This window comes from Deltaproteobacteria bacterium (genome assembly GCA_016874735.1).
Classification (GTDB): domain Bacteria; phylum Bdellovibrionota_B; class Oligoflexia; order Oligoflexales; family CAIYRB01; genus CAIYRB01.
Map to the genome: position 1 here is coordinate 1 of VGTI01000061.1, position 18,192 is coordinate 18,192.

General features: G+C 48.2%; 15 protein-coding genes. 7 read left to right on the forward strand and 8 right to left on the reverse strand.

Annotation, left to right across the window (positions count from 1 at the left end; genetic code table 11):
* The coding region (locus FJ146_16635; GenBank protein MBM4253596.1) for a transposase at positions 1 to 506 on the forward strand (506 nt) is incomplete at its 5' end.
* Between the two features lie 125 nt (positions 507 to 631).
* Positions 632 to 1,477, forward strand: coding sequence for an alpha/beta hydrolase (locus FJ146_16640; protein ID MBM4253597.1), 846 nt, complete (start codon positions 632 to 634; stop codon positions 1,475 to 1,477).
* On the opposite strand, the gene FJ146_16645 is transcribed toward FJ146_16640, so the two are convergent.
* Entirely contained in the window at positions 1,472 to 1,705 is a 234-nt protein-coding gene (locus FJ146_16645) for a hypothetical protein (GenBank protein ID MBM4253598.1), read from the reverse strand. The genes FJ146_16640 and FJ146_16645 overlap by 6 nt on opposite strands.
* Before the next feature lie 519 nt (positions 1,706 to 2,224).
* Between FJ146_16645 and FJ146_16650 the strand changes: the two genes are divergently transcribed.
* Both FJ146_16650 and FJ146_16655 read left to right on the forward strand, forming a co-directional pair.
* A complete protein-coding gene (locus FJ146_16650; GenBank protein ID MBM4253599.1) occupies positions 2,225 to 2,617 on the forward strand; it encodes a hypothetical protein in 393 nt (130 codons plus the stop codon).
* Positions 2,618 to 2,906: 289 nt separating this feature from the next.
* Entirely contained in the window at positions 2,907 to 3,299 is a 393-nt protein-coding gene (locus FJ146_16655; GenBank protein MBM4253600.1) for a hypothetical protein, read from the forward strand.
* Here FJ146_16655 and FJ146_16660 read toward each other — a convergent pair.
* Positions 3,234 to 3,566, reverse strand: a complete 333-nt coding sequence (locus FJ146_16660) for a hypothetical protein (protein ID MBM4253601.1) — start codon at positions 3,564 to 3,566, stop codon at positions 3,234 to 3,236. The genes FJ146_16655 and FJ146_16660 overlap by 66 nt on opposite strands.
* Before the next feature lie 362 nt (positions 3,567 to 3,928).
* Between FJ146_16660 and FJ146_16665 the strand changes: the two genes are divergently transcribed.
* Positions 3,929 to 4,270 carry a helix-turn-helix transcriptional regulator gene (locus tag FJ146_16665; GenBank protein ID MBM4253602.1) on the forward strand — a complete coding sequence of 114 codons (342 nt, stop codon included), beginning with the start codon at positions 3,929 to 3,931 and terminating at the stop codon, positions 4,268 to 4,270.
* A gap of 198 nt (positions 4,271 to 4,468) precedes the next feature.
* The gene (locus FJ146_16670) at positions 4,469 to 6,805 is read left to right on the forward strand and encodes a hypothetical protein (protein ID MBM4253603.1); all 2,337 of its coding nucleotides are present in this window, start codon (positions 4,469 to 4,471) and stop codon (positions 6,803 to 6,805) included.
* A 100-nt stretch (positions 6,806 to 6,905) separates the two neighbouring features.
* Here the strand turns inward: FJ146_16670 and FJ146_16675 are convergent, their stop codons facing one another.
* The 6 genes from FJ146_16675 to FJ146_16700 form a co-directional block, all read right to left on the reverse strand.
* Positions 6,906 to 7,817 (reverse strand): restriction endonuclease, encoded by a 912-nt coding sequence (locus FJ146_16675; GenBank protein MBM4253604.1) that lies wholly within the window; start codon positions 7,815 to 7,817, stop codon positions 6,906 to 6,908.
* Positions 7,818 to 7,963: 146 nt separating this feature from the next.
* A complete protein-coding gene (locus FJ146_16680) occupies positions 7,964 to 9,922 on the reverse strand; it encodes an AIPR family protein (protein MBM4253605.1) in 1,959 nt (652 codons plus the stop codon).
* Between the two features lie 168 nt (positions 9,923 to 10,090).
* On the reverse strand, positions 10,091 to 13,228 hold the full coding sequence (locus FJ146_16685) for a DEAD/DEAH box helicase (GenBank protein MBM4253606.1): 3,138 nt from the start codon (positions 13,226 to 13,228) through the stop codon (positions 10,091 to 10,093).
* A gap of 9 nt (positions 13,229 to 13,237) precedes the next feature.
* Entirely contained in the window at positions 13,238 to 14,539 is a 1,302-nt protein-coding gene (locus FJ146_16690) for a hypothetical protein (GenBank protein MBM4253607.1), read from the reverse strand.
* On the reverse strand, positions 14,536 to 15,261 hold the full coding sequence (locus tag FJ146_16695) for an OmpA family protein (GenBank protein MBM4253608.1): 726 nt from the start codon (positions 15,259 to 15,261) through the stop codon (positions 14,536 to 14,538). The genes FJ146_16690 and FJ146_16695 overlap by 4 nt, the downstream gene beginning before the upstream one ends.
* A 7-nt stretch (positions 15,262 to 15,268) precedes the next feature.
* The gene (locus FJ146_16700) at positions 15,269 to 16,858 is read right to left on the reverse strand and encodes a hypothetical protein (GenBank protein ID MBM4253609.1); all 1,590 of its coding nucleotides are present in this window, start codon (positions 16,856 to 16,858) and stop codon (positions 15,269 to 15,271) included.
* A 480-nt stretch (positions 16,859 to 17,338) separates the two neighbouring features.
* On the opposite strand from FJ146_16700, the gene FJ146_16705 reads away from it, so the two are divergent.
* On the forward strand, positions 17,339 to 17,854 hold the full coding sequence (locus FJ146_16705; GenBank protein ID MBM4253610.1) for an SAM-dependent DNA methyltransferase: 516 nt from the start codon (positions 17,339 to 17,341) through the stop codon (positions 17,852 to 17,854).
* Positions 17,855 to 18,192: the final 338 nt, after the last annotated feature.

An 18,192-nucleotide genomic window follows, 5' to 3' on the forward strand; every position in this document is an offset into this window, starting at 1 on the left:
ACGACATCATTGCCATTGGCGACTACACACCCAGGGGCGGCGGCTTAAGCAAAGGCATGCGCCGCAGCATGAACGACCAGTCCCTCATCGGTAGATTTAAACTCGTCGTCCAGTGGGTGGCAGCCAGGTCAGGCCGCATTTACATCGAGTGGCCTGAGCATGCCTCGACACGCACCTGCTCCGCATGTGGATCTAAGCTGGCCGAAGGACTATCCCCGAAGGTACGCAGCTGGGACTGCCCATCCTGCGGCAGTCACCACCTGCGTGACGAGAACGCTGCCATCAATGGATTGAAACTCGTGATTCACAAAGACTTGCCCTGCTCGGGCCAGATACCACCAGTGACGCGGCGACACTCAGCCCGCTTTACCGGCAGCGGCATCGAACGCACGTCGCTCGATGCCACAGGTAAACCTAGCGTCACGACCACTAAGGTCGTGGAGCTGAGACGAAGGCGCTGCGAGAGTTCTGGACGGTCCTCTGTGCCGCATGGTGCCAGTGCCTAGGAGGTGGCTAACACCACCTCCGGGGGCGTGGCATGCAGCCCAGCGCTGGCGGCAACTGTGCGGAAATTCAATGTAGCTCAAGCTAGAGCTACGCCGTAAGTACCTGAATGAATGGATTTAGGTAGATTGCGGAGAGCGGCCAAAACGTCCTCGTCAGCGGTGAGTCCCCCGAGGTGCCGCGGTCACATCATCGGCGCCTTGCGCTCTACCTGCACGGATCGTCTACTGACGAAAGCTGCTGGCAGCGCAAGGGCTTTGACTACGCGAGCGCACTCGAAAAAGACTGCGCTCTATTACCCTTACACCTACGCTACAACTCTGGACTTCATATATCGCAGAACGGGCGCGCGCTGGCCAATCTGCTACAAGATCTGGTGACAACCTGGGCCCGTGACATTGATGAGCTCATCATCATTGGCCACAGCATGGGCGGGCTGATTGCCAGAAGCGCCTGCCACTATGCCGAGGCCGCGGCAAAAAGCTGGCGCACGCGACTGACGAAGCTCGTCACACTTGGTTCGCCGCATCATGGATCACCGCTAGAGCAGGCTGGCAACTGGCTTGAAACCTTAATTACACTGCACCCCTACTCAGAGCCCATCGGGCGCCTAGGCAGAATGCGAAGTGCTGGCATCACCGATTTACGCTACGGCAATATTTTAGACGAAGACTGGGCCGGACGAGATAGGTTTCAAAGGATTAGCGACTCTCGCGTCCCAGTGCCCCTGCCTCAGGACGTCCAATGCTACGCCGTTGCAGCTACTCTAGGCAAAGACACCGACGTCGTCACCTCCGACGGACTGGTGCCGGTCAAAAGTGCACTGGGGATTCACCACAATCCGCGCCTCTCGCTCAACTTTCCTGCGTCACAACGCGCCGTCATTTACGGTGCATCGCACCTGGACCTACTATCAAGCGAAAAGACCTACCGCTTGCTCGTAGATTGGTGCGGCGACAGACGACGCTCATAGTGACTTGAGCCATGTGTCACGCGGCACAGCAAGTTTATACCTATTCTCAATCTGGCCATTGCCAGTCGTAACCTGGTACTTAGTCGCCAGTCCGTCCTTAACAGCCCGCTTGATGTCGGCCTCGGTTAGTCCTTCGGCCAAAAGGTCGCGCTGGGTGGGATCGCGGCCGTGTTTGGATTTGAACGTCTGCAGGAGGCGTTTTAGGCGTTCTTTAGTGAGGTCGTTCACTGGTGGGGTCCTTTGATGACGGTTAGTCGTCGGTAGGATCTTTGTTTAAGCTGACACTCATGACTTTTGCTCTGAGTCTTTCGCAGGTGCGGATCTCTCCTCGCCCACTATCCTCTCTAATAAAACAATGGTCGCATTTTAGCCACATACAGTACGAATCTGTTTGGACTAACAGCAAATAGCTAAGATCAACTAAAAATCGCGCTTAAGCCACCCACATTTGATCTTGGGATCGCGCTATTTCGGCTCAGGCCGCGTCACCTAAGGTCACGCCTTGTCCCCGGCTGACAGTGGGCTAACCGAAAGATGCAGCATCCGGCTACGTCACGCTAAAGGAGCTTCCGCCTCGAGGATACGACCCACGCGGCTATGGCTGCTCCGCTCAGAAGGATAGACACCTGATGACTATGGTAAAAAAACACGCATTTGGATCATCGCCAAGTACCTCTAAATGAGGGCGACTCATCTTGATGCGCAGCGAGGCCGAAACAAACTACGTCCGCTGATGGAGTATTGACCATGGGCGCAATACACAAAGAAAAAATTGAATTCACGACCTCGTACGAAGAATTTCGCGATCGGGTGAAGCTCATCTGTAGCTACAAAGAGATCGAGTGGCTGGGACTAGAGCCCAAAAGTATCAGTGGTATGTTTTTTCGTGATGACGCCACTACTCTCCTCAGATTTTGTCGTGAAAACCCGAGTTATCACATCGTCACCATTACGGGACCCACTCGCTACGAGAACAGATTCATCGCTGATCAGCGTATTTACCTGCTGGCCCAAGGTGATAGTAACCCTCAGCTGCTGCTGAATTGGTCTTTAGCTCGTGACTTTCACCTCCAACTAGAGGAGGGAACCTGCCAGGCGCTTGCCGTGATTGATGACATCAAAAATGGTCGTCAAACTTAACAGATGTGGATGTCTTTTATCAGGAGATTAAACCGAGACAAAGCCTTAGCCGGCTTCCTCATGTCCCTTGAGGTCTTACTCCTAACTTCGGTCGCAGGGATACACTCCAATTTTGCCAATGGAAAAATTGCAGCCGAACCCGTATTTGCGACACCCCGGAACGCATCAAAACTACGAAGCAAAACTTAGCGTCCTACGAAGAATACCAAAACCTTTTAGCGGAGCCACTCTCAGCAAACCGCGAGAGGTAACCGAAAACACGGTGGGAATTCTGGGAAGGATTATGACTATGGGCGCAGTTCATAAAGAAAAAATTGAATTCACGACCTCTTACGAAAATTTTCGCGATCGGGTGAAGCTCATATGTAGCTACAAAGAGATCGAGTGGCTGGGACTAGAACCCAAGAGTATTTGTGGCCTATTTTTTAAAGACGATGTCGAGGCACTCCAAGAGTTCTGCGCTGAAAACCCTACCTACCATATTGTCACCTGCACCGACGGCACCCACTACGAAAACAAGTTTGTACCAGGTTATCAGGGGTATTTGTTGGCAGAGGGCGACAGCAATCCCCTACTTGTCGTGAATTGGTACTTTGCACCCGACTTTCATCTGAAGTTAGAAGAAGGGTACTGCAAGGCGCTTGCCATGATTGATGACATCAAAAATGGTCGTAAGTCCTAACACAATTTTTTCACCCTCGAACGCGCCAGCCGGAATCTGCAATCGATGAAAAACAGCATACTCGGCGAATTTCGAAACAAAGTTACTGATAACCGGTCGGGATAATTCACGTTGCTGCAAATACTCAAAGACAGCAAAGGCGTCGAAATGATCTGCTGCTGTGAAGTCTGCGGTCAATATTTTGAGTGACGCAAAATCTTCATCTGCGAGCGTACCAATCACCTTGCCGGATCTAGTCACACCGTACTTTAAAATCGGTTTTCCCATGAGACGTATACCACCGCATTGCTTAGCTAAGCCCAAAGTTGCATTTGCCGTGATGCACACTTAACTCTGGGCATCGAAAAAGCCAGTGACATGGCAATAGCCTGTCGGACGTGTCCTTGGAGCGCGTCTAAATCCAGATAATCATTTGGTTTTACGAGTCGCTGCCTAGCGCAGGTCCTTGGTGGATTTAAGGCGCATGTCAGGCCCCTGCTACGGTGCGACCTCTCGTGTCACACGGCCGGCCGAAAAGCTGATTACAAGTGCAAACATCACCTCAACTAGAACTACTTAGGGCCCAACTGGAACAATTTTGCTTCCGATTGGCAGACTTGCTAAACCACCACCGGCAGAGCACCGACGATATGCTCAGGAGGACATGCATGAAACTGCGACAGGCATTGGTCAGGTATCTGAAACACTCTGGGCTAAGTGCGTCCACCTTGGCCGAGAGAGCTGGAGTCCCGAAGGGTACGCTGCAAGGCTGGTGTCTAGGTAAAAGGCCCCGCAACATGGATCAGGTCAGAGAGGTGGCTAAGTTTATCGGTGTATCGTTGGATGCTCTCCTATTTGACGAAGCTGATTACGCGGCGCTCAGGATCACCACCAAACAACTCGAGGGTTTCACAGTCGATCCCGACGGCTGGCATAGAGGTACCTTGGAGGTGCGTTTTAGGCATCTACCGGGGCAAGCCAGGAAGAATTAGTCACGTCGGAGGTGTCCCATGGTGCGTCCCACAATCTTCAGCATATGGCTACTTGCGAGCTGTGGCGGGGCAAATATCCTGCTCAGCAATCCTGTGATTACGGTATAAAAATACGTACTAAATTGAATGACACCGATCAATACGTGAGTACTCCTACGAGATACAACTCAAATACATCAATGATGTGCGAGAGGCCCTATGAGACACCCCCACAAATACCCAAGACCTCTGATGCTCATTAGAAGTTTGATAATTGTCGGTACCATTTTGGTACTGTCCTGCACCCCGAAGCAGCCCTCGGCAGATACAGGGCCGAGTAGCGACAAGGGAGCTCAAGACCCCACAACCAACGCCAACACAAGCGTCGTAACACCTGACGACAGTAAACTGGCAAAAGATCGTCGCATAGCCAACATCCTACTCAAATCAGCCGATTTGCCGAAGTGTAACGCAGCCCTCGTTGGGGCATTAACGTACGTGATAGAGCAGGAGGCTTTTAAATACTGTGATACTTCCGAGCAATGGGTCTCGATAGACCTAACAGGCAAGACAGGTCCCCAGGGACCCGCCGGCACCAATGGGCTAGCGGGAGTCAATGGACGCTACACGCTGATAAAGACAACGCCAGTATCACCAGGCGCAAACTGTGCCCAAGGTGGCATCCGTGTAGCCACTGGGACCGATCAGAATGGTAACTCTATACTGGACGACAACGAAACAGAGGCGGTGGCCTACACATGTCACGGCGACCGAGGCCCCGCTGGACCCGACGGTGTATCAAGCGTGGTAGCAGTCACTGTCCTAGCGCCAGGAGCTCAGTGCAGCGCAGGAGGCACCACTTTGAACGTAGGGCGCGACACAAACACCAACGGTCAACTAGACGCCTCTGAGGTGACTTCCACTCGTGCCATTTGTAATGGCTCTACTGGAGCCACTGGATCTACCGGCGCTACTGGAGCTGCCGGGGCAACAGGACAGACCGGGCCTGCAGGACTTAACGCCACCGAGTTACGCGCCTTTGATGCCAATAATCAGGCTATTGGCTCACTAATAGCCCAGCAGGCGCCATTTCCCAATCTATCGGGCAGCATGTATCTTTACGATTCTGGACGCGATTTGGCCTTTGCCTTAGACTCGTCCGGGTATGTGGATGGGCCTCTGGTTAAGGACATTTACTGGTCCGGGGACAACTGCACAGGCACCCAGCTCTACCAACTAAGCAGCACGTTAACATTAAAAAGCCTGTTCTTTAGCGGCAGCTCGCTACTAAAAACCAGTTCCATCACGCCTCAGTTTGCTAAATCTAAGACCACGCAGCAGGGTTGCCAGAACCTGCTTGGGTTTACGCACGAAAATGCTGATCTAGTAGGTGACGCCTCAACCTACTACAACAACGTCACCTACGTTGCCCACCGTCATGGCACAGACAATTCCCTCTGGCTATCCTACTGTCGCGGCGACTGCGGCTCTGAACACTCGTGGCGATACCTAAAACTACCTGACTCGATGACATCATCGACGACCACAGCGATGACACCTATCATAGGTCAGACCAGTAAGGGCCTAGTCCTCGCGTGGACGGGAGCTCAGTCCCAAATACTCAACCTGGCAGTCTGCACATCCACCTACTGTGCTAATCAAGCTGATTGGCAGGCGATGGCACTATCGACAAACTTCACCAACGTCACCCCACTTGAGATAGCAGACCTGGGTGGTAAGGCAGCCATCCTATCGAGTGGCACAGCAAATTCCATCTCTGGACCGTTTATTACTGAGTGCGGCGGTAGCTGTGCTAGCGACTCGAGCTGGGCTTTAGGAATACGGGTTACTTCTGATCAGGTTGCTCAAAACTCGTTCGTATTTTTTGATAACAAGCGCTGGATCACGACTTATTACCGAGGGACCTCATACTACTATAACGACCTACTATACTGCGGCTCAATGTGCGCAAACAGCTCCAGTTGGACAGGTCTCACTGTACAAGAGACCTACTATTATAATAGTGGTCATCTCATACACTACGGGGTCAAGCTCTTCGCAGACACTAACCATATTTACTACGCTTATGCTCAAGGTGGCGCCACCCTAGTCAACGTTTGTGCCTCTAACTGCACCAATCTAAACTCATGGTCCAAAATTTATATCGGTAACCATATGAGCCAGTCGTCCTGGTTTAAGGGAGATTTTGAACGGTGGAACAACGCTACCTGGTTGGTGATGGGCGACGACACGACCGGTAATAGGCGACTTTCACTAGCGACATGTGCCAGCAACTGCACAGCATCCAGTTCGTGGCAGGTTGCCTATCTGCCCGTGGCGAGTGATGTGCAGGTTGATGACCTGAGCCTGACGACGACCAAGAATGGTCTCTCCATCACGACATCCAAGGCCGGTAAGCCATACTTTTTGAGTTGCGCGAGTAACTGTACGTCGGAGACGAATTGGATGGGGTATACGCCGCGGAATGCGTATCCAGCGGTGGGGTCGGACAGGCCGACGAGTTATGTGGCGCCGATTAGGGTTGGGGTGGAGTAGGGTACAGCGGCAGAACTCACCGATAATGCGCCAAATTCCTCTGTTCGAAGAGGAGAGCATAAGCGTTCATACTCGGGTATAATCCCCCCAGGCACGCACATCATTCATTACAGTAGTCAAGATCGAGCTTCTTAAGCTCATAAATGGCTGCGGTATTTAAACCAATATTATGCTCGTACATTAAATCTGCGAATTGAATACCAGATATCAATATAATTTTTGCTTCGATATTCCTAACAAACTCGCGAGCCTCACCCGTAAAGTCTGAAGTCGTAATAAAAATTCCTTTCTTTGCCCGTTTACCTTGCAGAGCTCCAGCAAACTTTTGGATCTCAGGGCGACTGACGTTACCCTCCCAACGCTTGGCTTGAAGATAAATTACATCAAGCCCCAGTCTATCCTCATTAATAATTCCATCAACACCCTCGTCACCGCTTCTTCCTATAGCTTTGCCTGCATCTTTACGAGAACCGCCGTAACCCATCTTCACTACGGTATCAATGACCACTTCTTCGAAAAATTGGGGGCTACACAATTTCAGTCTCTCAACTAAATCACTCAGTACCTGAGATTTCAGTTGTGCGTGGGCTTCTTCAAGAATTTCCTCAGGTGTACCCTGGGAAACATTAACAACTTCAGATACGCTATCCTCAGCATGCTTTACTTCGTTTACCGATCGGAATTCAATAAACTCCGGGAATTGCTGCAAGTACTTTACATTTATCGCTACCGGGTGATCAGACAGCACCTGCCTACCTCGCTCAGTGATCTCTAAAACTCCACGCTGTGGTAGCTTTAAGAGCCCGGCCTTTCTGAGATATGTACCGGCCCAACCAACGCGATTATAGATCACTGTCTGCTTACCACTCGGTAGCAGAGCAGATTTTTCCGCATTTGACAGATGGAACTCATCTGCTATCGCTGAACGTGCATCTTTTAGCTTTATGCGCCCATGCTTACCAACCAGCCTCAGCAACGGCAGCATCACAGTTTGATAATCAGGTATCGACATCAAAATGTTCCTTTAACTGAATGGACGCATAGTCAACAATTCATTCTGGGTTGGCTACTCGATCAGCCGAAACTTTACTATTCTATGGTCTCGAATGATCGAGTTTAAGGATTAGGAGGTAATCCCCACTATATAGCCAACCCCAGTCAACTCGCCCTCCCAAATCGAGACGGCAGAAGCGAACGGATGAGCTGTTCGACCCCACTTTCTGAATACATAAATTCCAGCTTTTCAAAGTAAATCTTATACCTTTCCGCTTGATCCCGATCAGCAAGAGAACTGGACTTCAAAAATTTGTTCGGATCCCTAGACGCTGCAGTAAATGCGATCTCTGCCTCCACTGAGTGAACCGAGGATCTTCCGAAATATCTGCCAATGACACGATCAGCTGTATCAAAGAACAATGAACGTTTTTTGTCGTGATGTACGTCCGAAAGCTCAAGAATCACCTGCGAGATGAGCTTGGCAGCCCCTGTGGACCAATCATTAATTGCCATACGGACAAGATCACCGCAAACAAGATAAAATAAGTACCTTGTCAAGCGCCGCGGATCGTCGGGTTCGCCTTGTTTTAAACCATATCCTAAGCGCTGGGCTTCTCTCTTCAACAAGAAGGCTGCATAAAGATCAGCTTCGTCAACTACAGGATCGAGGTTGATGACTTGTTCAAAAATCTTCCCTTTTGGTCCGAAATCAACATTCCGGGACATAGCAGTTCCCGCTTTACGCAACCATGCAGATGCATATATTTTTAGAACATCCGTGACATTTATCATTTCGACACAAGTCTTCGGATGCGCGGCTTTATACGAATCCCAGCGTCCTTTTTGGATCTCCAGATATAAATCACGATTTTTCAGTAACGCATCATGCCAAATTCTAAATTGCTCGTTTAGAGCAATGAAATCTTTCTCTTTTACTGCATTTTGTGAGTTCGAAAATCTAACAATATTGGTACAAAGGTGCTCGTCATCATGGGATACAGCAACTATCTTGACCAATACTTTGGCTTGATGATCGATACTTATATCCTCAGAATTGCCGAAACTTTTGCCATCTAGGTTGTTACTGCTGGACGCCATCCTTACGTGCAAACTATTTGATTGCTTGTTTTTCTTCGCTTTATACTCACGCATCGACTTATAAATAACATTTGATGTTTGACACCCGTTAACTATATACGGATTTACAAGCTTCAACTCTGCCTGACCTGGCACTTTTACTTCATCAGCAACGATCGTAAGCCCGTTATTGTATAAGGCAAAGTTCTCAGGTTCGGCGGCTAGAGTGCGCGCGATGCCTTTATTTATTGCTCCGCGCGAACTTAAAAATCCTCGAACATTTTTTTCGTATAAGCTGGATATATCACTCATACCGCGGCTGATTCGATACGACTCCATAAACTCAAACAGCGATGATACCGTGCAAATCGCAAATCTAAGTTTGCCCGCTTCAATCTGGGACTCGATGCATAAATTCGTCTCTATTCGGTCATCGGGATCTTCAGCACCGAATACGTCATTCAAGCAATAGGATTCGACGTCAAATTTTTCCGCGATTCGCAACCTACCCTCACGCGCTATAACTTCGCTCATCATCTGCACCTGCGCAGCATTTAGGGGGTCGCAAGTCGCCACGATTAGTCGGACTGATCTGACTTTCACAGAAATTTCGGGACCGATCCCGAAATGATTTCTCATGTATGACGAATTCAGAACCATGCCATCGCGCTGCTTCTCGACTAGCGCGCTTCTGACCAGGCGCAACAAATTAGCGCGCAAAATACCATCGGAGGGTGATTCCAGTATTGAAAAAACCAGACAACAAGCTAATTCACTACTATATCCAGAATCTTCATCACTCTCAGATTCAACCTCGTCACGATAAATGATCGCGCAGTCCCCTCCTTTTTCCGGGGGTTGATTTGAAAAATAGTATCCAATGGATTCGTCACCGTTGAATTCCGATTCGTCGATGCCCAATTCTTGACGGCAGAATGACTTAATAATCTTGCTCCGAAACATTCCATCAGGGGTGTTGACCCCACCCCTGGTCCGCACATCACGGAGCCATTCTGTTTTTTTATCACTCAAGCTAATAGCCATATATCCCCCACTCGAAATCACGGGAGGGGTATCGTCAAAATACTTTAAAACCTTAAACACCAAGTCCCATAAATCACTATTTACAGAGACTTACAAACCATGTGGTTGTTTGCGCTACAACATGTCCTGGTAAGGTTAGCTGATACGCATATTGATTTACTTTGAATCTTAGGCGATATCGTTCAACTTTTGATGAACAAAAGTGAGCACTTCTTCGACCGAACTGGCAACTCTACAACGCTCCGCAGCTCTGATTATTTTCAAAATGTATTCATCGGACATCATTTTTAGCTGGTCCCGATCAATAACTTTGACGTCTCCTTCTAAGGCAGATATGGCTCCGTCCGATGATAGTAACCCATTGGTCACCAAATAAAGATCCTTCACTCTAGCCTGAGTTACTTGCAAATAGTCAGTATAAGTGCCGCTTGCACTTAGTAGCTCACGGATACCAGCAACATTTATGGCTTTACTGATATGACTCGTATGCTTAGCCTGCACCAAGAAGATATCAGCCCCCTTCAAGACTATCCCATCAGCACCTTTATCGCCGACAAATGGCGGGTGAATCGCTATACCTCCAATGACTGAGGCTACTAACTCAGTTGCCATCAGCTGAAACAGCCTTGCTGAAAGGCAATCGAATGATCGGGCTTCCTCAAAAACCGCTGGCCTGCCTGGAACTAATGCCCCAAAGACGTGATTAGTGAGTTCTTTTTCCACATTTAATTGATAATCTAGGTTGCCAAATAAACCATCTGCCATTGATGACTTTGACTTATGTAGTGAGTTCAAGTTCTCATCAAACGATTTGCCAGGATCCTCGCTAATCTCTGCAATAATATGATGAATATAAACATCTTTCATTTGGCCTTTGCGATGAACCCTCGCATCACATTGACGCTCCAGGGCTGGATTCCACCACCGACCATAGTGAATGACATGATTTGCCTCCGTCAAATTGAGACCTACACCTCCCACCACAGGTGAAGCAATCAAGCATGTGAATCCGTCCGCGGCCTTGAACTTCCTAATTACCTCATCTCGCGCAGGTTTTGACAAGCTCCCGTTAAATAAAAAGCACTTCTCGCCAAAATACTGCGTCAACACTATAGCCAAAATTTCTGCTATTTTTTTAAAACGAGTGAAAATAATAACTTTTTCATTAAGATTTTTTATTTGATGCAAGATTTCTAAAGCAACTTGCATCCTATCTGCCGCCATCAACAGGTCCTCAGGCTTCGAAGCAAGTATCTCCGACATATCGAGGAAAGCCATAGGATGCTGATACGCGATGGACATATATGAAAGCGCTTCCATATATGCCATTCCACCTGCAGACACCCTACTCTTGATTTCACTTACTTTAGCAGACTGCATTGCACTTAACTTACATCGATGCTCTTTTACGTGGATAGGTGGCAGCGCTAGGCCGGCGCTCTTCTTCGTCCTACGAAGCACTACTGCCCCATTGGCAGATTGGTTATACATCAATCTGCTTTTCAGCCGATTTAATGCTTTTTCATCTTTAGGCCTGCCATCACCGAACTCATTGATAAATTCGTCAGCCGTCCCAAGTAATTCCTTGGCATGGACAAAATCAACGATAGACCATAGGTCGAGGAGTCTATTTTCTACCGGTGTACCCGTCATGGCTATCCGGAAATCTGATTGCATAGCAAACGCTGCCTGTCGACCCAGAGTCTGGGGATCTTTGATAAACTGGGCCTCATCGAATACAAAGAGATTCCAATTAACCTGCCCCAAACTGAACTGGTATTGAATCAGTAGATCACGATTCATGATGACAACGCCATCAACCCTGACCTTATCAAGATCTAAGGCTGAAGCATACTTACCGGGCATAACTTCGTATTTTCCCTTTTTGTATCTTGGTAGATTACTGTTATCCAGAATTAAAACCTCCCCTAGGCAGCCTCTTTCAAAGAATTTGGCAATCTCGTCCGCCCAATTCTGATAAAGGGATTTTGGTGCAAGAACCAAAATCGAAACCTTTCTACCCGGGTCAGCTTTCTTTAGATACTCACGCATCCAACAAGCAAAAGTTAGGACCTGAAGAGTCTTCCCTAGCCCCATCTCATCAGCAAGAAGCAACCCACGATATGTCTTACCGACATATACACTCTGCATCCAGGCCACTCCATCACACTGATAAGGAGCAAGTTCGATGGACCTCTTCAGTCCAATAGGTCTCTGGAGTTTGAGCCCAGAACTAGGTGCTTCTCGAGTTGGCTCCGCCATCGCAGGATCGACCTTCAACCTAGGACGAGCCCGCCTCTCGCGAGAGTCCTCTCGTTCCAATTCAGCCTGTACCGTCCCATTAAGCCAATCCAGACTAGTGGCCTCGGCGCCATATTCGGGCATCAACAACTCGTCTGTGATGCCGGCGACCCTTTCCCCGAATACACATTGCAACACCTCAATAGGCGCCCCATCCCAAATAGCCATAGGATTTGCAATCAAGTGATCTCTTATCGATCCGGAGACAATATGCGCGCGTTCGTGCAGTATTTTGGCTGCTTCATAAGCAGTATCGCTAAAGACAATTCGAGTTCTTTTCAGGTCTTTTTTTATGTCAATTACGGATTGAACATCGCCGGCTTTATCCCAAACATTAGCAATGTCATCATGATTAACCTGGTCGATCGCTGGATAGATGGTGAGGCTCGTGCCTCGATCCACATTATTTAATCCGAACTCGGATACAAAGACTACGTCCTCTGACTCAAGGAACCGATCGATCTTTATATTGTGTTCTTGCACCGCAGCGAGTGCCTTTATCTTCCCTAGGGATTTCAGTTGCCTCCATTTTACCGAATGTGAATCATTTCCCGTGCGTTGATCAATTTCACAAACCGCTATAAGTAGGTCAACTAAATGCTTTGGACAACGGTACACCTCACCATTATTAATAAGAAATCGACCGACAATACGAGGTTCAACTTCTTCCTCTGTAAGGCGTAAATGGATTTTGACTTTAAAACTCGGACGTCCGATAGCACCAGAAGAATTTAAATTTATTCTAGGATGAGCTACCGGAACCACATCAGCCAGTACATCTGTCAGTCCGTCATACGATAAATTATTTGCTAACGCATCTAGGTAGGTATTTACAAGGAAAGCCCTACTTTCGCGAATGTTGCCATAATCCGGATGACGCCCGATAAATGACACAAGACCACGATACCAGAAATTATCAATAGAATTTGAAACGATTTCTATACCGTCGTGTTGAGGGCGTAGCGTTAGATTAAAACGAGGCGAACTTTTATAAACATCATCCATGTAAAAAACCTATTCTGGACGAATACCATATGCCCTCAATCGCTCTTGAAAAATACGATGCCAGTCGCCCGCGTGCGGCCAACGTGTTGCTTCTGACGCCTTTAATTGATCCGACCTGATAAAATTTGCCTGCAACCAACGCTGAATCATTGGCTCTACGTCTGGCTTATCGTAGACAAAGCAACTGTGGTTCTTCTGACCAAATTCAACAATTGCGAATCCATCAAATTGCATTAGGACTGCGCTAGATTTGAAACTTTCGGGTTCAATTCGAGCGATGACTGATAGGAACCTTTTACGTAACTCAGATGGTATGGTGGCAAAGTCAGACGAGCAAAGGAGTATTCTGACTCTGCGAATTGAACGGATGTATCTCTGCCAAAATTCTCGGCGCCCCTGATCATCCGATACAACCTTGTCGAAGAAAAACTCAAGATCGATGATATTAAGCCACTCGGAAAGTCTCTGGCTCGCTTCAGCAGACAGATCAAATTCGATTGTCGCACGGTTCGTCTTCCTAGGATCATCAATTCCCAGTCGATCCCAAATTAGTTCTCGCAGATACTGAACATTTGATGCTGGCGGCATCAAAGTCGCCGCCTCTATCAGGAAGTTAATGAATTCAGAAAGGTCGTCCCGCTCCAGATCCCGGATGTTATTCGCGAAAAATGCCCGAAAATCGTTTATCTCTAGCCAGTTGTTCCCGTGAGCCTCTTGCATCAAATACTCCAACAACACACGTGAGCTGTAGGGACCATTCGATACGGGAATGCGAAATATCGTGCTGATCTGTGATGATATCGACTCAGCTCTGGTATCTTTAATCTGCTTGCACATTTCGCACGCAAATCGCTCTGGATCCAGATACAGGCGCAGATTATTGTATATTCCCAGAGCAAACGGAGAAAGGGTTAGGTCTGCAAGTGATTTTAGCCTAGCGAACTTCTCCGAGATGTCCTTCTTTTCGTTGACTGCAATATGCACAAGCAATCTGAACACTAGCTGCGTGACAGGCACGCGTCTCTCGATTAAGACTCTGATATAACGTGGATCGCTAACCACACGTTGGTCCTTCGCCATATCCAGCAACTGTGCTGGTTCGAGGGCCAGTCCACTCTCAACAAATGAATTCCACGTTAAGTAAAATGATTCATCTGGAACAGTGTCCGCCATCAGTGGTATTTCTGAGGTTGCGGATGAAGTAAAGCTCGCAATCTTTGGATACTCGTATGGCACCGTAAGAGCACCGATTGCCGCTTTCAGGTCAGTAAGCGAATCCGTTAGCTTTTTTTTCCAAGATTGATCGCTCATTGCCTGATGCCGTCTGGTGATTTCTTGATCTTTATCTCTACTCGGCGATTTTCAGGCACGTCCAATGAACCGTCCTTTGTATAGTTTTTTGCTGGCTTGGATGCACCGTACCCGACAGCCAGAATTTTTTCGTTTAAACATTTGTGTTTAGCTTCACCATCCTCAGCAGACTTCCTCAAAATGACGTTAGCTACAGCTAAAGATCGCCGTTGTGACAACTCCAGATTCATACCTATTTTATGATCTCCTTGTCGATCAGTGTGACCACCGACTTCAATTGACTCCGCTGTATCGCAATCTTCGCGGAAGTGGTTGTAAATAGCACGAGCTATCGTCCGCTCCTTCTCCGGCGTTAAATCGGCACTATTAGTATTAAATAAAAGATCAGATGAAATCGAAATCACCTTGAGTCCTGGCTGACAAGTCACTTCAAGATCAGGATCGGCCTTAGAGGCACTACAACTACCGTTTTTTTGCCCAATGTTTTGGCTGGCATTCGTGCCGGATGTAACACTAGTTTCTACGCCGCCTCCTCTACCTTTGTCCCCTTTGCCTTCGAGATTATCAGGACCTCGAGGTTCATAGGCAGGCCCTGCTACTTTGTTGGGATCTGCCGTCGCACCAGATTGCACTACGATATAAAGAACCAGAATCGCAAACAGACTTGTCATCAAGTCGACAAATCCATGATAGCCATCGTTCTGATAACGTTTCCGCGCCATATCGACCTCAAGCCGCTTTCACTTTTTTCATTGCTTCTTCAAGTGCATCTGTAAGTCTGATTATGTCGCCGCCAAGATTTTCATTCAGTTTTCTCAATACCTGCGATTGCGTGTTAGCAAAATCCTCCAGAACTTTGTCTAGATTCGTAGTAGAAACCACTCGTATTTCATCCAACGATCCCTGCAATCCCTGAATGACTGGTCGCAGAGCTTCTCCGAACAGACTGATCGCATCTGACAAGTTTTCCATAGTGCCATGCTGCGATTCGGTTAATCTGTGCTGGTGGCCCAGGCTGACGGAGATAGCCTTTGCAACATTTTCAAAGTTATCAGCAGTTTGCTGGTACCATGCATTGGTGCGCTTTCCCGCATCGTCGATGCATCGGCTGAATGTAGCTACACCGTCATCCAAGCGGTTGACAGCGGCATCCAGCTGCATGCCAAATTTAGCGAGCTCGGCGCCTGCCTTTTCGAACGCTGCAGTTGAGACGTCGACATCTTTCGTAAGCCCGGCAAAACGTTCGATGGTAACATTAGTGAGCGAAATAATATCGCGAGCGGATTGAATAACGGTATCAAATTGAGTTAAGTGCGAATTAATTACCGCACCAAACCCGTCCGCTGAGGTCAGCGCGCTACTTAGCGACGCACTGATTAGCTCCATCTGCTCGCGAGTATTACGAAAGTACGTCTCAGCATGGCCTGTTAATGATTCACTGAAATCTTTAGTCAGACTGCTCATCGCAGATAGCAATTGCTCATGTAGCCCACCCTGAGCCTGCGCCATAGCTTCAGTCATCGTATCTCTCAAGACATCCGAAAGGTCGCCGCTCATTTGACGAACTGCGATTGAAGTCTCCTGAACATTCTCCGAGATCAAGCCGAGACTTTGGTACAACTGAATTCGCGATGAGTTGCTCTCTTTCACTGCATCGAGAATCTGATGCAGCTCCGTGGCCAGTACGTGATCGGCAGTCATGTACCTAAATTTACTGTCAATTAAATCAGCCACCCGGAAGTAGGCATCTTTCAGAGTCTTCACATTTTTTGACTCTAGCACGCTAATCCCTATGGCTGCTAACGTCGCGCAGATTGAGGCAGTAAATTTCCCTGACAGCGAATTTATGAGTTCTGTGGGACCATTTGAATCCGGTCCGGCTACTGTAGAAAGACCGGTACCTATGAAAATGAAAGTTATTGCAAGCCCGACCTGCACAATCCATCCTGAAAAGCGACCATGCACATCCATGTTTAGCTCGAGATCTGCGACCTCTCCGGGATTTATGAAGTGCTTGAAGGATCGTGTTTGATGAATGCTGGTGGTCTTCGGATCGACCACCATGGTTTCCCGAAATTCCCGCCACGATGTTCGCAGTATATGGTGCTCTAGGAGCGTCGCTTCTATGTGATCAGCTAACTCAGAGGTTTTCACCGGCCCTTTGAGTGCGTTCAACGCGCCGAGTTTCCCCTCGACAGTCTCTATTCGAAGCATCGCTTCGCTGAACATTCGGGTCATTAGAATGGCAAATAAAAACCCCAGAAATACGACGAAACCACCGCCAAGAAGTATGTAAGTAAACTGACTTGTTGCGTTCATCTTAAAGACCTTGCTGCGTTTACAAATAGAGTGCACAGTAACCCTACGACTCGAACCAATGTCGGCAGATTTTGGTTTTTCTTTAGCCGAATCCGAACTACCCAAGAATTAATCAATAGTTTTGGCTTGTAAGGTTTTGCATTTTGTATGGACTGGTTCGATATACACGTGAAGAGTCGCAGTGCGCTAATTTGTGACCTGTCCGCGCTCATTGAAACAAGGCGCATCTGGATTAGGTGATGTAAATGGCGAGAAAGCTGCACGGTGCATTGGAATTGTGCCCGAATTAAGACGACACAGCGGAAACGCCAGGAGCCATCGTTTTTCCGCACCACCTATGACAGTAATGACTTCGGTGAGTTAGCTCCCGAGATTGTTATTTTAACAATACCAGTGATACCAGAATATTACGTTGTTGCAAGCCGCTTGATTTGATAATGTTGGGCAAATACAGTTAGTTATACTTTTTTGGAAAACTCCATGATCAGTATCCAGGAACTAGAGTCCCATCTTTGGGGTGCCGCCGACATTCTGCGTGGCAGCATCGATAGCGCGGACTACAAGCATTACATATTTGGCCTGCTCTTCTATAAGCGACTTTGCGACGTATGGGAGGAGGAGTACGAGGACCGCCTTAAGAAATATAAGGACGAAGAGGTCGCACGGGATCCGGATGAACATCGATTTCACGTCCCAGTTGGATCGTTCTGGAGCGATATCCGTAAAAAATCAAAGAACATCGGAGAAGCGCTTAACATCGCCTTCCGTGCCATAGAGGACCATAATAAGCGGCTAAACGGTATCTTTCAGGACGTCGACTTCAATAACAAGGAGCGCTTCCCGGACGCTGTTCTGCAAAGGCTGCTCCAGCACTTTGACAAATATCGGCTGCGCAATGCCGTCTGTAGGAAAGCAAGCGAAAAAATAATACGCATCCTTGCCGCTACGTTTTTTGCTAGCAGCCAACGCCACGAGTATTCACGAGCATCACTCTAGGGCTTTTTCTTTGCTTGTTTAGTCGTTCTTTGTGCCACGTATTGCTTGCGGATGGTCATTTACCGAAACGCCATCACCCGTCTGTTAGGACCTCGAAGGTCATTGCAATGTTAGATTTGGGCGGAGAGGGCCAGCCGACGTTTAGGACCTCGAGGGTCATGGGATTGGTAGGGCCTGTCTCTCCATCTGGGCAGTGAACGCGACTAAATTCGCCGCAAAGAGCGAGGCACCTTAGTTAGTGGCCCGCTTCATTGCCTAGCTGATTCGGTGTCTACGTTTAGTAGTCCTCCCATCGGTTGAGAATTTGCATGGTATTTCTTTACGCATCACCGCCAGTG